We start from the raw sequence: 13,750 nt of genomic DNA on the forward strand, positions 1-13,750 counted from the left end.
AATGCTTCTCAACCTTAATTATTCGACAGTACGACTTTGCAAAGAGTGACCTCCGTATGAACGCCCGTTCTTATCAGGAATTACTGAACAGCAAGCAGCGCCTGGCATTATTTCTTTTTCTAATGATGAATGCCGCCTCTTCCATATTTACGTTATTGTTCCCTTTTAGGGATGTCCCTTCTTTTACTCTGCCTTTATTATGCATCCCGTTATTTTGTCTGGCGGCGGCGCTATTTTCTCTGCATACGCCGCGGCAATACCTGTACAAACTCAACCTGTTCGCCAGCGTGCTCGGCCTGCTGTGGGCTGCGCATATCTACGTTAAAAGTCAATATTGCCTGCCGAATAACCAAGATTTTTTATTAATTAGTTTGTTCAGCATCTTTTTTATCAGCGCTATTTCTCTGACGGACAACTTTACCGCCTTTTGTTTACACGCTGTGCCTTCCGCAATGATGATCCTGGCTTTAGACGGTATGCATAATACCCTGCGGATATTATTCACCACGCTATTGCCTATTATCGCTTTCTCCATTCATCACCTGATGTTGAAACGCAGTGAAATCTTTACCCACGCGCTGGTGGCCAACCTGTATAACGAGCGGGACAAATTCAATAATTTGAGCATGCTCGATCCCCTGACCGGCCTTTATAACCGTCGCGGGCTGGAGAATAAGATCAACATGCTGCTGGAACCGCAAACCGGCCGCCACTACGTGCTGCTGCTGGATATCGACCACTTCAAGGTCTACAACGACAGCTACGGCCACGCCATGGGCGACCGGGCGCTGGTGCAGGTGGCGATCGCCATCCGCGATGCGGTGCGTTCGCGCGACATCGTGGTGCGCTACGGCGGGGAAGAGTTTTTGGTGCTGCTGACCAACGTGCACGAAGGCTACGCGGCGCAGCTGGCCGAACGGGTGCGCCAACGGGTGGCGGAACTGAATATCCCGCACGGCGCCAGCTCGCAGCACAGCGGTACGCTGACGCTCAGCGCCGGCATCTCGGCATTGGAAAAACTGGACGTCGAATCGGCGATCGGCGCGGCCGACGCCGCGCTCTATCTGGCGAAGCACAGCGGCCGCAACAATATTCAGCTGGCGCAAAACGTCCAGCCCGCCCTGCTGCTGCCGCAGGAGTAAATACCCTGCCCGGTTAAGCGGCCGTTGGCCGCAAGCCGTTCAGCAACAGCGACAAACCGCCCAACGCCTGCTCCAAAGCGGTTTTCTCATCCGGCTGGTGCGCGATCCAAAGCGCGGCATCCATCAGGCCGCCGTTGATCAAATGCGCCAGCGATTCCGGCTCGGCGATGGCGATGCGCCCCTGCGCCATCAACACCTGCAATGCGCCCGTCATCCAGACAATGCATTGCAGCTTACTGGCCTGCAAATATTCAGCCCCCAGCACCGAAGGTGAATCGCGCAGCAGAATGCGCTGCGCTTGCGGCTCCGTCATCATGATCAAATAACCGCGACAACGCGCCGCAAACGCCTCCCAGCCATCCGCCGTACGCGCGGTAATGTCGGCAAGACGCGCATCCATTTCAGCGTCAATCGCCTTCACAACCGCCAGGAACAACCCCTTTTTATCGCCAAAATGGTGATAGAGCGCACCGCGCGTCATGCCGGCTTGCGCGGTGAGTTCATCCATCACCGTCTCGGCATACCCCACGCTGCCGAACTGCTGACGGGCGGCCGCCACCAGTTTTTGTCGGGTTTCTTCAATCATTTCTGCGCGCGCTTTACGTGCCATGGGTCCACTCCCGCCTCGTTATTGATGAACGTTATAATTGACATACGCCATGTATGTCAATTAACGTAACATACGTGGCGTATGTCAACGATGGCCATTGAGCGAATACTGAGCCGCCAACTTCTGGAGCCCTTTCCATGGCAAATCCTTATTTCAACCTGTTCAACGCCCCGGGCAGCAAGGCGTTTTCCTCTGCCGGGCTGATCGCGCGCCTGCCGGTCTCGATGACCGGTATCGGCATCATCACCATGCTCTCACAGGTACGCGGCTCTTATTGGTTGGCGGGCGCGGTAGCGGCGACGTTCGCCTTTTCCATGGCGCTGCTTGCGCCGCAAATCGCGCGCGCGGCGGATCGTCACGGCCAAAGCCGCGTGCTGCCGTATGCCACCGGGATCAGCACGCTCGCCCTGCTACTGCTGTTGCTCTGCACCCACTATCGGGCGCCGGACTGGACGCTGTTCGTCTTCGCCGCGCTCGCGGGCGGCATGCCTAGCATCTCCGCGATGGTCAGAGCCCGCTGGAGCGAAATTTATCGCGGCACGCCACAGCTGCACACGGCATTTTCATTCGAGTCCGTGTTAGATGAAGTGGCCTTTATCGTCGGCCCACCGATCGCCGTGGGGCTTAGCGTTTCACTCTTCCCAGAAGCCGGTCCTCTGGTGGCCGCGCTGCTTCTGGTGGCGGGCGTTGCGGCATTCGCCTCCCAAAAAAGCACTCAGCCCCCGGTCTACACCCGCAATAACCAGCGGCAGCGCGCCATCCTGGCCATGCCGTCAATGCAGATCCTGCTGCTGGCGCTGATCGCCCTGGGCACCATCGTCGGCACCGTGGACGTCATCAGCGTGGCCTTCGCCGAGCAGCAAGGACAGCCGGCCGCCGCCAGCATCGTGCTGTCGGTTTATGCGTTCGGCTCCTGCCTGGCCGGGCTGATTTTCGGCGCAATGAAGATCCCCGTCCCCTTGCCTCGCCTGTTCTTATACGCGGCGTTCGCCACCGCCTTCACCACCGTGCCGCTGCTGTGGGTGCACGATGTCTTGACGCTGGCGGCGGCGATGTTTGTCGCCGGACTGTTTTTTGCGCCGACCATGATCATTGCCATGGGGCTGGTTGAAAACATCGTGCCGCCCTCCCGGCTGACGGAGGGGTTGACCTGGATGGTCACCGGCCTGGGGATAGGCGTGGCGCTCGGCGCCGCATTGGCGGGCCTGGCGATCGATGCCGCAGGGATAGCGGCCGGCTTCAGCGTCACGCTCACCGCCGGGCTGATCGTGCTGCTGGTGGCGGCCGGCGGCTACCGCTTAATGCGGCGAACGCTGGCCTTGAAAGCGGCGTGAATCGCTCGCGCTAAGCGGTTTCCCAAATCGCCTTGCCCTGCCAGCGCCGTTCGATCGCCGCCAGGAACAGTTTCACCTTGGGGGAAAGATGGCGCCGGCTGGGATAGACGGCGCAGATCGGCGGCCCCGGGCGGCAATAGCGCTCCAGCACCGGCACCAGCGTGCCGGCCGCAATCTGCTCGCCGACCAGAAACGCCCCCACCTGGCACAGACCGGCTCCGGCGACGGCCGCATCCCGCAAGGCCTCGACGTTGTTGAAACGCATCCGGCCGCGCACCGGCTGTTCGTGCAGTTGGCCGTTGACCAAATAGCGCCAGGGCGCCGGCAGCCCCTGATGGCTGAAGACCAGCGTCTCGTGATCGCCCAGCGCCTCCGGTTTTGCAGGCGTGCCGTGCCGCGCCAGATAATCCGGCGCCGCGCAGGTGATCAGGCGATGTGGCGCGAGCACCCGCCGCACCAGCCGGCTGTCGTCGTTGCCGCCGACGCGGACAGCCACGTCGATGCCGTCGCGCACCAGATCGCTGTAATCGTCGGAGAAGCTGACGTCGGCGTCCACCTCCGGCCACTGCGCCAAAAACTCCCGCAGAATCGGCAGGATATGCAACCGCCCCAACGAGACCGGCAGATCCAGCCGCAGCCGCCCGCGTGGGGTTTGCCGCCGCGTATTGAGCGCCGTTTCCGCCTCTTCGGCCTGCGACAGAATGCGCTGCGCATACTCGTAAAACACCGCGCCGTCTTCGGTCAGGCTGACGCTGCGCGTGGTGCGCTGCAGCAACCGGGTGGCCAATCGCTCCTCCAATCGGATCACGCATTTGCCCGCCGCCGAGCGGGAGATGCCCAGCCTCTCGGCCGCCAGCGTGAAGCTGCAGGCGTCGGCGACGCGAATGAACACCAGCAGGTCGCTCAGGTTATCCAACGGCATAGACGGTAAATTAGCCACGATTTGTCCCCAATGTTGCGCATTCAGGCCAGTTTATCAGCCATTTTTGCGCGGATACACTGAGGCTCTTCATCTGTTGGGAGAGTCATTATGAGTGCCTTACACGCCGGCGGCGGCGCAAAACCCTGGCTGGCAACCTTCGCCATCGGCCTATCCACCTTTACCGTCGTCACGGCAGAAATGCTGCCCGTCGGGCTGCTGACCCCGATAGTCAGCACCTTGAACGCATCGATAGGCCGCGCCGGGCTGCTGATTTCCCTGCCTGCCCTGTTCGCCGCGCTGTTCGCCCCGCTGGTGGTGCTGGGCGCCCGGCGCACGGATCGCCGCAGCCTGCTGATCGTCTTTCTGCTGCTGCTGATCGCCGCCAACCTGCTGGCCGCCGCCGCTACCTCCATGGCGCTGCTGTTCGCTGCGCGCATCCTGCTGGGCTTTTGCATCGGCGGTATCTGGGCCATCGCCGGCGGATTGGCGGAACGTCTGGTGCCGCCGGCCTCCGTCGGATTGGCGCTGTCCGTCATCTTCGGCGGCGTAGCGGCGGCCTCGGTGCTCGGCGTGCCGCTCGGGGTGTTCCTCGGCGAAGCGCTGGGCTGGCGCATGGCGTTTCTGGCCGTCGCCGTTCTGGCGGCGCTGACCCTGCTCCTGCTGCTGTGCGTGCTGCCGCCGCTGCCGGTCACGCAGGCGGTGAGCTGGCGGTTGTTCACCGCGCAGCGCGCGAATCGCCGGTTGCTCCTCGGGCTGCTGCTGACGTTTCTGCTGGTCGCCGGCCACTTTATGGCCTACACCTTTGTCCGCCCGCTGCTGCAGACGGTCGCCGGCATCGAGAGCCGCTGGGTGGGGGCGTTGCTGTTCGCCTACGGCGTCGCCGGTATCGTCGGGAATTTCATCGCCGGCCAGGCCGCCGCCAAACGGCTGCGCCGCACCCTGGCGCTGATCGCCCTCGGGCTGGCGCTCGCCGTCCTGCTGCTGCCGCTGCTGGGCCGCGCGCCGCTGAGCGGCGGCGCTTTCCTCCTGCTGTGGGGCATCGCCTATGGCGGCGTTTCCGTGTCGCTGATGGCGTGGATGCTCAAGGCGGCGCCCAATGCGGTCGAGGTCGCCTCTTCGCTGTATATCGCGCTGTTTAATCTGGCGATTTCCTGCGGTTCACTGGCGGGCGGGCTGGTGGTGGATGCAGGGGGATTGACGATAAACGGTGTGCTGTCCGGCATCGTGCTGCTGCTGGCGCTGGCGATCCTGATGCGAACGCGCCCACAGGCGCTGACAACGGCGGCGAAGGCCGATTCGCCGCCGGGTTGAATCAGGCGCGGCGCTGCCGCAGGCCGTAAACCAGCACCACCGCGAAGCACAGCAGCGGCAGCAGATAAGAGAGCGCGGTGCTGTAACGGTCGGCCAGCGCCCCCATAAAGTACGGCATGATGGCGCCGCCGACGATCGCCATGATCATAAAGGAGCTGGCGCGCTTGGTGTGTTTACCCAGGTTTTTCACCCCCAGGGCGAAAATGGTCGGGAACATGATCGACATAAAGAAGAACACCGCGATCAGCGCCACCACCGACACCCCGTCGACGCTCAGCATCACCACGCCGCACAGCGCGATGTTGATCAGCGCATAGGCCGCCAGCAGCGTCGCCGGTTTGACTCGCCCCATCAGCCAGGTGCTGAAGAAGCGCCCGACCATAAAGCAGATCATGGCGATCGACAGCAGGTAAGAGGCGCTTTGGTTAGACACATCGCGCCAGTGTTCGGTGGCGTAGTTGATGAAGAACGCCCCCACGCCCACCTGCGCCGCCACGTAGAAGAACTGCGTGATCACCCCGCCGACGAAATGCGGATGCTGCCATAATCCCTGCGCTATCACGCCGTGCACCGGTTTCTCCTCTTCGCGGATCGCCGGCAGCCGGGTGCGGCTGAACAACAGCGCGATCAGCAGCACCAGCACGGCGATCGCCACATAGGTCATCTTCACCGCGCTCTGATCGCCGCCGCCGGCGGACTGGCTGGCGGAGAAGAACAGCGTGCCGCCGATCAGCGGGCCGATAAACTGCCCGAGGCCGTTGAACGACTGGGCCAGGTTGAGCCGCCGTTCGGCGCCCTGCGCGTCGCCCAGCACCGTGGCGTACGGGTTGGCGGCCGTTTCCAGGCAGCCCAGGCCGCTGGCGATAACGAACAGCGCGAACAGGAACACGCCGAAGCTGTTGGCCGATGCCGCCGGCACGAACAGCAGCGCCCCCAGCGCATACAGGCACAGCCCGACCAGAATGCCCGCCTTATAGCCCTTGCGGTCCATAAAGTACCCGGCGGGCAGCGCCACCAGGAAATAGGCGCCGAAATAGGCCGCCTGCAGCAGCCCTGATTGCGCCTTGGTGACGTGCAACGTCTCCTGAAAATGTTTGTTTAATACGTCCAGCAGGCCATAGGACAGCCCCCACATGAAGAACAGGCTGGTGACCAGGATAAAGGCCCAGCGCAGATTGGCGGTCACGGCGACGCCCGGCTGCGCGGAGGCCGCACTTTTTTCAGCAAGCATGGTGATACCCTCGTATCGTCTGGCGATGATGATGTTGGCGTTATTGCTGTTGCAGAGAAAATATCCGCGCCATTTCCACCCATTTTTCGCCCTGCGGCGTCCAGGGGGTGGCGGCCTGGTAGTGCCACATCAGCGCTTCCCATCGCTGTACTTCGGGGTTGTTCAGGCTGGCGGCGTCAAAGCGCGCAGCGTCGAAATCGGCGCTGACCTCCACGATCATGAACAGCCGGGTGCCCAACCGGTAAATCTCCATGTCCAGAATGCCGTGCTCGCGCAAATGCGCGGCGATGCCCGGCCAGATGCGCTGATGATGCTGCTGGTACTCCGCAATCAGCGCCGGTGAGTCAATCAGATCGAGCGCCTGGCAGAAACGGCGCCGCCCTGCCGTCGCGCCGCTCACGTCAGCGCCCGATCGAGATGCAGGTAGCCGCCGTCCACTGACAGCCACTGCCCGGTGGTGTGCGACGACCGCGAAGACAACAGAAACGCCACGGTATCGGCGATCTCTTGCGGCGTGGTCATGCGCTGCCCGAGCGGAATGCGCTCGGTGATTTTCGCCATCTGCCGCTGCGGCTCGGCGAAGGTGTTGAGCCAGCGCTGGTACTGCGGGGTGATCACCTCTGCCGGCACCACCGCGTTCACCCGCACGCCGTCATGGCGCAGCGACACCGCCCATTCACGCGTCAGCGCCAGCACCGCGCCCTTGGCGGCGGTGTAACCGCTGGTGCCGCCCTGGCCGCTGAGCGCGGTCTTGGAGGCGATGTTGACGATAGCGCCCCGGCTCTCCTGCAGCGCCGCCTGGCACAGGTGCGCCATCAGGTAGTAGTGCACCAGGTTCTTTTCCAGCGAGCCGACGAAGGCTTCGCGCCCCGCCTCCAGCCCGACGCCGTCGTTGACCCCGGCGTTATTCACCAGCCCGTCGATGCGGCCGAAGGCCGCCAGCGTCTGGCTGACCGCGCGGCGGCAGGCCGCCTCGTCGCACAGTTCGGTGAGGATCACCTCGGTACGCGGCTGCAGCCGCTGCAAATCGGCCAGCAGCGCCGCCTCCGGCGCGGCGTTGGTGACCAACACCGGGATCGCGCCTTCCTCGGCCAGCACATGTGCAATCGCCGCGCCGATGCCGGCACCGCCGCCGGTGACCAGCACCACCTTATCTTGCAGATACAGATCCATAACCAGACTCCGTTAAACCGTAAATTCGCCAGGCGGTGTCGCCCCAAATCGCCGCCTGCTCGGCGGCGCCCAGCGTCGACAGCGCCCGTTCGCACAGTTGCACCACCTGGCGGTAATCGCCGGCCAGCAGGCACACCGGCCAGTCGGAGCCGAACATCAGCCGCTGCGGGCCGAACGCCTCCAGCGCGGCGTCGAAGAACGGCAGCAGTTCTTCCGCCCGCCACCGGCCACCCGGCGTCTCGGTGATCAGCCCCGACAGCTTGCAGGCCACGTGCGGCAGCGCCGCCAGCGGCCGAATTTGCTGCGCCCAGTGCCGCGCGCCGCGCGCGATATCCGGCTTGCCGAGATGATCCAACACCAACCAGTGCTCATCGTGGCGGGCGGCGAACGCCGCCGCGGCCGCCAGATGCCGGTGCGTCACCAGGATCTCGTACACATACCCGGCGCGCTGCAGCGTTTGCATGCCGCGCTTCACTTCCGGCCGCGCCAGCCAGGCCGCCGGATCCGCTTCGTCCTGCACCTGATGGCGCACCCCGCGCAGCGCGGTACGCGGACGAAAAGTTTCCAGACGCTGCGCCAGCTGTGGCGAAGCGATATCCAGCCAGCCCACCACGCCGCATACGCCCTCGCTCTGCTCAGCCAGCGCCAGCAGGGCCAGCGTCTCTTCCTCGCTGGGGCGCGCCTGCACCGCCAGCGCGCCGTCGAACCCCTGTTCCTGCAACAGCGGCCGCAGCCGGGGCGGATCGAAATCCTGCCGCAGCACGCGCATCCGCTCGTCGATCCACGGGTAGTGCTGTGGGTGATAGCGCCAGTAGTGCTGGTGAGCATCGATGCGCGGCATGCGATCCTCCCGCCTCACCCGCGGAACCGATACTGCTCGATCGACGACGAATGCATCTCGATCGAATAGCCGGGGCGGCTCGGCGGCATGTAGGCCGCGCCGTTGATCACGCAGGGATCGACAAAGTGTTCATGCAGATGATCGACGTACTCGATCACCCGGCCTTCGTGGGTGCCGGCAATGCACAGGTAGTCGATCATCGACAGGTGCTGCACGTACTCGCACAGCCCGACGCCGCCGGCGTGCGGGCAGACCGGCAGTTGGTATTTGGCTGCCATCAGCATCACCGCCAGCACTTCGTTGACGCCGCCGAGGCGGCAGGCGTCAATCTGCACCACGTCTACCGCGCCGCGCATGATGAACTGCTTGAACATGATGCGGTTCTGGCACATCTCGCCGGTGGCCACCTTGACCGGCGCCACCCCTTCGCGGATGCGGCGGTGCCCTTCCACGTCGTCCGGGCTGGTCGGCTCTTCGATAAACCAGGGTTTGGCGAACGCCAGATGCTTCACCCACGGAATGGCTTCGTTCACCTCCCACACCTGGTTGGCGTCGATCATCAGCCGGCGATCCGGGCCGATCACGTCGCGGGCGATGCGCACCCGGCGGATGTCATCTTCCAGATCGCGCCCGACCTTCAGCTTCAGATAGGAGAAACCGGCGTCGACCGCTTCCTGGCACAGGCGGCGCAGCTTGTCGTCCGGATAACCCAGCCAGCCGGCGGAGGTGGTGTAGCAGGGATACCCCTCCTGCAGCAGCCGCGCCAGGCGCTCTTCTTTGCCCTCGGCACGCTGTTTCAGCAGCGCCAGCGCTTCCTGCGGCGTGATGCAGTCGGTGATGTAACGGAAGTCGATGCAGCGCACCAGCTCCTCCGGCGTCATCTCCGCCACCAGCCGCCACACCGGCTTGCCGACCGATTTGGCCCACAGATCCCACACCGCGTTGACCACCGCACCGGTCGCCAGGTGAATGGCGCCCTTGTCCGGCCCGATCCAGCGCAGCTGGCTGTCGCTGGTGAAGCGCCGCCAGAAGGCGCCCATGTCGGCGGCGATATCTTCCAGCCGCTCGCCGACGATCTGATGCTCCAGCGCGCGGATCGCCGCGCAGCAGATCTCGTTGCCGCGGCCGATGGTGAACGTCAGCCCGTGGCCGCTGAGATCCGCGCGATCGGTCTCCAGGATCACGTAGGCGGCGGAATAGTCGGGATCCGGATTCATGGCGTCGGATCCGTCCAGCCCCAGCGACGTGGGGAAACGAATGTCTTCAACCCGCAGTGCGGTAATGGTGGTCATGGCGGCGCTCCCGGTTAGGCCTGTACGGTTTGCTGGCGCTGTTCGCCCAGCCCTTCGATGCCCAGACGCATCGTCTGGCCCGCCCGCAGATAGACGGGCTGTGGTTTCTGCCCCATGCCGACGCCCGGCGGCGTGCCGGTGGAGATCACGTCGCCCGGCTGCAGGCTCATAAAGCGGCTGAGGTAGCTGACGATCTGCGGAATGCGGAAGATCATGGTGCTGGTGTTGCCGTCCTGATAGCGCTTGCCGTCCACCTCCAGCCACAGGTTCAGGCTGTGCGGATCGGCGATCTCGTCGGCGGTCACCAGCCAGGGGCCGATCGGCCCGAAGGTGTCGCAGCCTTTGCCCTTGTCCCAGGTGCCGCCGCGTTCAATTTGATATTCGCGTTCTGAAACGTCGTTGATCACGCAGTAGCCGGCGACGTGGCGCATGGCGTCCGCTTCGCTGATGTAGCGCCCGCCCTGGCCGATCACCACGCCCAGCTCCACTTCCCAGTCGGTTTTCTGCGAGCCGCGCGGGATCTCCACCTGGTCATAGGGGCCGACCACCGCGCTGGTCCATTTGTTGAACACCACCGGTTCTTCAGGAATGGCCGCGCCGGTCTCCGCCGCGTGATCGGCGTAGTTCAGGCCGATGCAGATAAACTTGCCGATGCCGCCGACGCAGGCGCCGAGGCGCGGCTGCCCTTCGACCAGCGGCAGCGCGGCGCTGTCCAGCGCGCGCAGTTTGGCGAGCGACGCCGGCAATAACGCGGCGCCCCCAACGTCGGCGATATGCTGCGACAGATCGCGCAGGCGCCCCTGCGCATCCAACATGCCGGGGCGCTCTTGCCCGGGTTGCCCGTAACGTAAAAGTTTCATGCGTTCCTCTCTCAAAAATGGCGGCTCAGTTGCTCCAGCCGCCGTCGATGATCTGCACCGTGCCGGTGGTGTACGAACTGGCGTCGGAGGCCAGATACAGCGCCAGTTGGGCGATTTCCTCGGTGGTGCCGATGCGCCCGATCGGCTGACGGGCGACGAACGCCTGATACACCTCTTGCTCGCTGCGCCCCTGCTCGCGCGCCTGCTCGGCAATGCGCTGGCGCAGCGACGGCGACTCCACCGTGCCGGGGCAGATGGCGTTGCAGCGGATGCCCTGCGTGACGTAGTCCGCCGCCACCGAGCGCGTCAGGCCGATCACCGCCGCCTTGCTGGCGCTGTAAGCGAAGCGGTTCGGCACCCCTTTCACGCTCGAGGCCACCGAGGACATGTTGATGATCGAGCCTTTGCCGCGCGCCAACATGCCCGGCAGGAAGGCGCGGATCATGCGGAACATCGCGGTAACGTTGAGCTCGAGCGCGAACGCCCACTGATCTTCGCTGCAATCGAGGATCGATCCGCTGTGCACCACGCCGGCGCAGTTGAACAGCACGTCGATCGGGCCGATCGCTTCCGCCGCCGCCGCGATGGCGGCCGGATCGGTGACGTTCAGCGTCAGCGCGCGGATCCCGGCGCAGCCCTGCAGGCGCTCGAGGTTGATGTCGCTGGCGATCACCTCGGCACCGGCGGCGGCGAACAGCCTGGCGGTGGTAAAACCGATCCCTTGCCCGGCGGCGGTGATCAGTACGCGTTTCCCGGTTAAATCCATCTTGACTCCTCGGCCTAAAGGTCTAATGGTCAGGCCACTAAAGGCGGTTAAAGGTCAGGCCTCTAACATGACAAAAGACGCTTTACGCGTTATCGTTGGGGGAAGAAGTTAATAAAACAGCCTTGAAACCGCATTTCAATTAACCATTTTTTTACACTTGAATAACGATTACTCAAGCGCCTTGTCGCATAATTGTGCGCCAAATCACTGAACGCCGAATCGTCAAAGGTCAAAAATGCCGATTACCCGACTGGAAAACCCAAGAATTTACAGACAGATAGCAGACCAACTCAAACGTCTGATCGAAAATAACGAATTTCCGCCGGGCAGCCGCCTGCCCTCGGAGCGCGATCTCGCCCAGCAGTTGCAGGTCAGCCGCGCGTCGGTGCGCGAAGCGCTGATCGCGTTGGAAGTGATCGGCCTGGTGGACGTCAAGGTCGGCAACGGGGTGATCGTGCGCTCGCAAACGCCGCTGGCGCCGTCGCAGGAGCCGGTGATGGCGCAGGCCGGCCGCAACCAATGGGCGGAGATCGACGACGAACTGAATATTGAACTGGATTTCAACGCCGAGCTGCCGCCATTTTCACTGCTGCAAACCCGCCTGTTGATTGAACCGGAGACCGCCGCGCTGGCCGCGCGCCACGCCACCGACGAAGAGCTGGCGGGCATCCGCGCCGCCTACGAGCAGAACTGCCGCGATAACCGCGCCGGCTCCGCCACTCACCCCGGCGATCGGCTGTTCCACATCCGCATCGCCCAGGCCAGCGGCAACCCGGCCTATGCGTTCATTATCGGCCACCTGCTCGGCCACCGTTACGGCAGCATGTTTCGCGTGCTGCAGCGCCACTATACGCCGGACGACATGCCGCACCGTTCCGAGCTGGAACACCGGGCGATCCTGGCGGCGATCGAAGCGCGCGACGTGCGCGGCGCCCGCAAGGCGATGAAGGTGCACCTCGATGAAGTGATCGCCATTTTCGCCCGCGCGCAGTAGGCCGCCGGCGGTTAAAAAATTTATCGTCACCGCTCTTTTTTCTACATGCAGCCGGGGCCTGAGCGCATTACACTGGGCGACGAATAAGCCCTTTCCCCGCTGCATTGTTAAATGGATAACGACCGTTGAAGAACTCTGTCTCCGCTTTATTGCTGGCGCTGGGCCTGTGCGCCGCGCCGCTGGCCGCGCTGGCCGCCCCCCCGCAGCTGGCTTCGCAAATCGTCGACCAGTATGCCGAACATATTTTCTACAACAGCGGCGCCACCGGCATGGCGCTGGTGGTGATCGACGGCAATCAGGTGGTTAACCGCAGCTTTGGCGATACCAAACCCGGCAACAACCTGCGCCCGCGCCCGGATTCGCTGATCCGCATCGCTTCGATCACCAAGCTGATGACCAGCGAAGTGATGGTGAAAATGGCGGCGGCAGGCCAGGTCAAACTGACCGACCCGCTGCGCAAGTACGCCCCCAAAGGCGCCTATGTGCCGGCTTACAACGCCGGCCAACCGATTACCCTGCTGAACCTGGCGACGCACACCAGCGCGCTGCCGCGCGAGCAGCCGGGCAAAAAGCCGCCGAAAACGCCGGTGTTCACCTGGCCGACCAAGGCCCAGCGCTGGCAGTGGTTGGCGCATGCCAACGTCACGGTGCCGCCGGGCGTACGCGCCGCCTACTCCAATCTGGCGTATGACCTGCTGGCCGACGCGCTGTCGCGCGCCGCAGGCAAGCCTTACAACGCGCTGCTGAAAGAGAAAATCACCGCGCCGCTCGGCATGGTCGACACCACGCTGACGCCGAGCCCCGAACAGTGCTCGCGCCTGATGGTGGCGGCGGCCGGCCCGAGCGCCTGCCGCGACACCACCGCCGCGGCCGGCAGCGGCGGCGTCTACTCCACCCCGCGCGACATGCAGCGCTGGATGCAGCAGTTCCTCTCCTCCAGCGCCAGCGGCCCGCGCAAAGCCACCGCCGCCAGCGAGCAAACCATGTACTTCCAGCGTCACGATCTGGTGTCGCTGAAGGGCATGGACGTGCCGGGGCAAGCGGATGCGCTGGGGTTGGGCTGGGTGTATATGGCGCCGAAGGACGGGCTGCCGGGCATCATTCAGAAGACCGGCGGCGGCGGCGGGTTCATTACCTACATGGCGATGATCCCGGCGAAAAACGTCGGGGTGTTCGTGGTGGTGACCCGCTCGGAGCTGAGCAAATTCACCAACATGAGCGATCCGGTCAACCGCCTGGTGAGCGATCTGGCGGCCAACAAGAGCTGATATGCG

The 13,750-nt window shown here is 63.9% G+C and carries 14 protein-coding genes; 5 read left to right on the forward strand and 9 right to left on the reverse strand.

Annotated features, from left to right (window positions below):
- Window positions 1-239 precede the first annotated feature (239 nt).
- Window positions 240-1,142 (forward strand): GGDEF domain-containing protein, encoded by a 903-nt coding sequence (locus ACJ8HB_RS10875; protein WP_370739131.1) that lies wholly within the window; start codon window positions 240-242, stop codon window positions 1,140-1,142.
- A gap of 13 nt (window positions 1,143-1,155) precedes the next feature.
- Here ACJ8HB_RS10875 and ACJ8HB_RS10880 read toward each other — a convergent pair whose 3' ends face one another.
- Window positions 1,156-1,752, reverse strand: coding sequence for a TetR/AcrR family transcriptional regulator (locus ACJ8HB_RS10880; RefSeq protein WP_047569415.1), 597 nt, complete (start codon window positions 1,750-1,752; stop codon window positions 1,156-1,158).
- A 137-nt stretch (window positions 1,753-1,889) separates the two neighbouring features.
- Here ACJ8HB_RS10880 and ACJ8HB_RS10885 point away from each other — a divergent pair, with 137 nt between their 5' ends.
- Window positions 1,890-3,086: an MFS transporter gene (locus tag ACJ8HB_RS10885; protein ID WP_047569417.1), complete on the forward strand. Its 1,197-nt coding sequence runs from the start codon at window positions 1,890-1,892 to the stop codon at window positions 3,084-3,086.
- 10 nt (window positions 3,087-3,096) lie between these two features.
- On the opposite strand, the gene ACJ8HB_RS10890 is transcribed toward ACJ8HB_RS10885, so the two are convergent.
- Entirely contained in the window at window positions 3,097-4,008 is a 912-nt protein-coding gene (locus tag ACJ8HB_RS10890) for a LysR family transcriptional regulator (RefSeq protein WP_047569419.1), read from the reverse strand.
- Window positions 4,009-4,116: 108 nt separating this feature from the next.
- Here ACJ8HB_RS10890 and ACJ8HB_RS10895 point away from each other — a divergent pair, with 108 nt between their 5' ends.
- Window positions 4,117-5,319, forward strand: coding sequence for an MFS transporter (locus ACJ8HB_RS10895; protein WP_047569421.1), 1,203 nt, complete (start codon window positions 4,117-4,119; stop codon window positions 5,317-5,319).
- A 1-nt stretch (window position 5,320) separates the two neighbouring features.
- Here ACJ8HB_RS10895 and fucP read toward each other — a convergent pair whose 3' ends face one another.
- From fucP to ACJ8HB_RS10930, 7 genes are read right to left on the reverse strand one after another with little or no spacing between them, the layout of a single operon-like run.
- Window positions 5,321-6,550, reverse strand: a complete 1,230-nt coding sequence (gene fucP, locus ACJ8HB_RS10900; RefSeq protein ID WP_047569422.1) for an L-fucose:H+ symporter permease — start codon at window positions 6,548-6,550, stop codon at window positions 5,321-5,323.
- Between the two features lie 40 nt (window positions 6,551-6,590).
- A complete protein-coding gene (locus tag ACJ8HB_RS10905) occupies window positions 6,591-6,950 on the reverse strand; it encodes an L-rhamnose mutarotase (protein ID WP_047569424.1) in 360 nt (119 codons plus the stop codon).
- Window positions 6,947-7,723, reverse strand: a complete 777-nt coding sequence (locus ACJ8HB_RS10910) for an SDR family oxidoreductase (RefSeq protein WP_041037812.1) — start codon at window positions 7,721-7,723, stop codon at window positions 6,947-6,949. Before ACJ8HB_RS10910 ends, ACJ8HB_RS10905 begins: the two co-directional genes overlap by 4 nt.
- Window positions 7,701-8,564, reverse strand: coding sequence for an amidohydrolase family protein (locus ACJ8HB_RS10915; RefSeq protein ID WP_047569427.1), 864 nt, complete (start codon window positions 8,562-8,564; stop codon window positions 7,701-7,703). The genes ACJ8HB_RS10910 and ACJ8HB_RS10915 overlap by 23 nt, the downstream gene beginning before the upstream one ends.
- Before the next feature lie 14 nt (window positions 8,565-8,578).
- On the reverse strand, window positions 8,579-9,856 hold the full coding sequence (locus tag ACJ8HB_RS10920; RefSeq protein WP_047569429.1) for an L-fuconate dehydratase: 1,278 nt from the start codon (window positions 9,854-9,856) through the stop codon (window positions 8,579-8,581).
- A gap of 14 nt (window positions 9,857-9,870) precedes the next feature.
- Window positions 9,871-10,716, reverse strand: a complete 846-nt coding sequence (locus ACJ8HB_RS10925; protein WP_047569431.1) for a fumarylacetoacetate hydrolase family protein — start codon at window positions 10,714-10,716, stop codon at window positions 9,871-9,873.
- 25 nt (window positions 10,717-10,741) lie between these two features.
- Window positions 10,742-11,482: an SDR family oxidoreductase gene (locus ACJ8HB_RS10930; RefSeq protein WP_047569433.1), complete on the reverse strand. Its 741-nt coding sequence runs from the start codon at window positions 11,480-11,482 to the stop codon at window positions 10,742-10,744.
- A 235-nt stretch (window positions 11,483-11,717) separates the two neighbouring features.
- Between ACJ8HB_RS10930 and ACJ8HB_RS10935 the strand changes: the two genes are divergently transcribed.
- Entirely contained in the window at window positions 11,718-12,476 is a 759-nt protein-coding gene (locus tag ACJ8HB_RS10935; RefSeq protein ID WP_047569435.1) for a FadR/GntR family transcriptional regulator, read from the forward strand.
- Between the two features lie 125 nt (window positions 12,477-12,601).
- Entirely contained in the window at window positions 12,602-13,744 is a 1,143-nt protein-coding gene (gene ampH, locus ACJ8HB_RS10940) for a D-alanyl-D-alanine-carboxypeptidase/endopeptidase AmpH (protein ID WP_047569437.1), read from the forward strand.
- Window positions 13,745-13,750: the final 6 nt, after the last annotated feature.

The sequence above is a fragment of the Serratia sp. CY27727 genome, from assembly GCF_052169275.1.
GTDB classification, from domain to species: Bacteria; Pseudomonadota; Gammaproteobacteria; order Enterobacterales; family Enterobacteriaceae; genus Serratia; species Serratia sarumanii.

Excerpts from the sequence above, each read along its gene's own strand:
- ACJ8HB_RS10880 (WP_047569415.1), bottom strand. The coding sequence starts at position 1,752 with ATGGCACGTAAAGCGCGCGCAGAAATGATTGAAGAAACCCGACAAAAA.
- ACJ8HB_RS10885 (WP_047569417.1), top strand. The coding sequence starts at position 1,890 with ATGGCAAATCCTTATTTCAACCTGTTCAACGCCCCGGGCAGCAAGGCG.
- ACJ8HB_RS10890 (WP_047569419.1), bottom strand. The coding sequence starts at position 4,008 with ATGCCGTTGGATAACCTGAGCGACCTGCTGGTGTTCATTCGCGTCGCC.
- ACJ8HB_RS10895 (WP_047569421.1), top strand. The coding sequence starts at position 4,117 with ATGAGTGCCTTACACGCCGGCGGCGGCGCAAAACCCTGGCTGGCAACC.
- fucP (WP_047569422.1), bottom strand. The coding sequence starts at position 6,550 with ATGCTTGCTGAAAAAAGTGCGGCCTCCGCGCAGCCGGGCGTCGCCGTG.
- ACJ8HB_RS10910 (WP_041037812.1), bottom strand. The coding sequence starts at position 7,723 with ATGGATCTGTATCTGCAAGATAAGGTGGTGCTGGTCACCGGCGGCGGT.
- ACJ8HB_RS10915 (WP_047569427.1), bottom strand. The coding sequence starts at position 8,564 with ATGCCGCGCATCGATGCTCACCAGCACTACTGGCGCTATCACCCACAG.
- ACJ8HB_RS10920 (WP_047569429.1), bottom strand. The coding sequence starts at position 9,856 with ATGACCACCATTACCGCACTGCGGGTTGAAGACATTCGTTTCCCCACG.
- ACJ8HB_RS10925 (WP_047569431.1), bottom strand. The coding sequence starts at position 10,716 with ATGAAACTTTTACGTTACGGGCAACCCGGGCAAGAGCGCCCCGGCATG.
- ACJ8HB_RS10930 (WP_047569433.1), bottom strand. The coding sequence starts at position 11,482 with ATGGATTTAACCGGGAAACGCGTACTGATCACCGCCGCCGGGCAAGGG.
- ACJ8HB_RS10935 (WP_047569435.1), top strand. The coding sequence starts at position 11,718 with ATGCCGATTACCCGACTGGAAAACCCAAGAATTTACAGACAGATAGCA.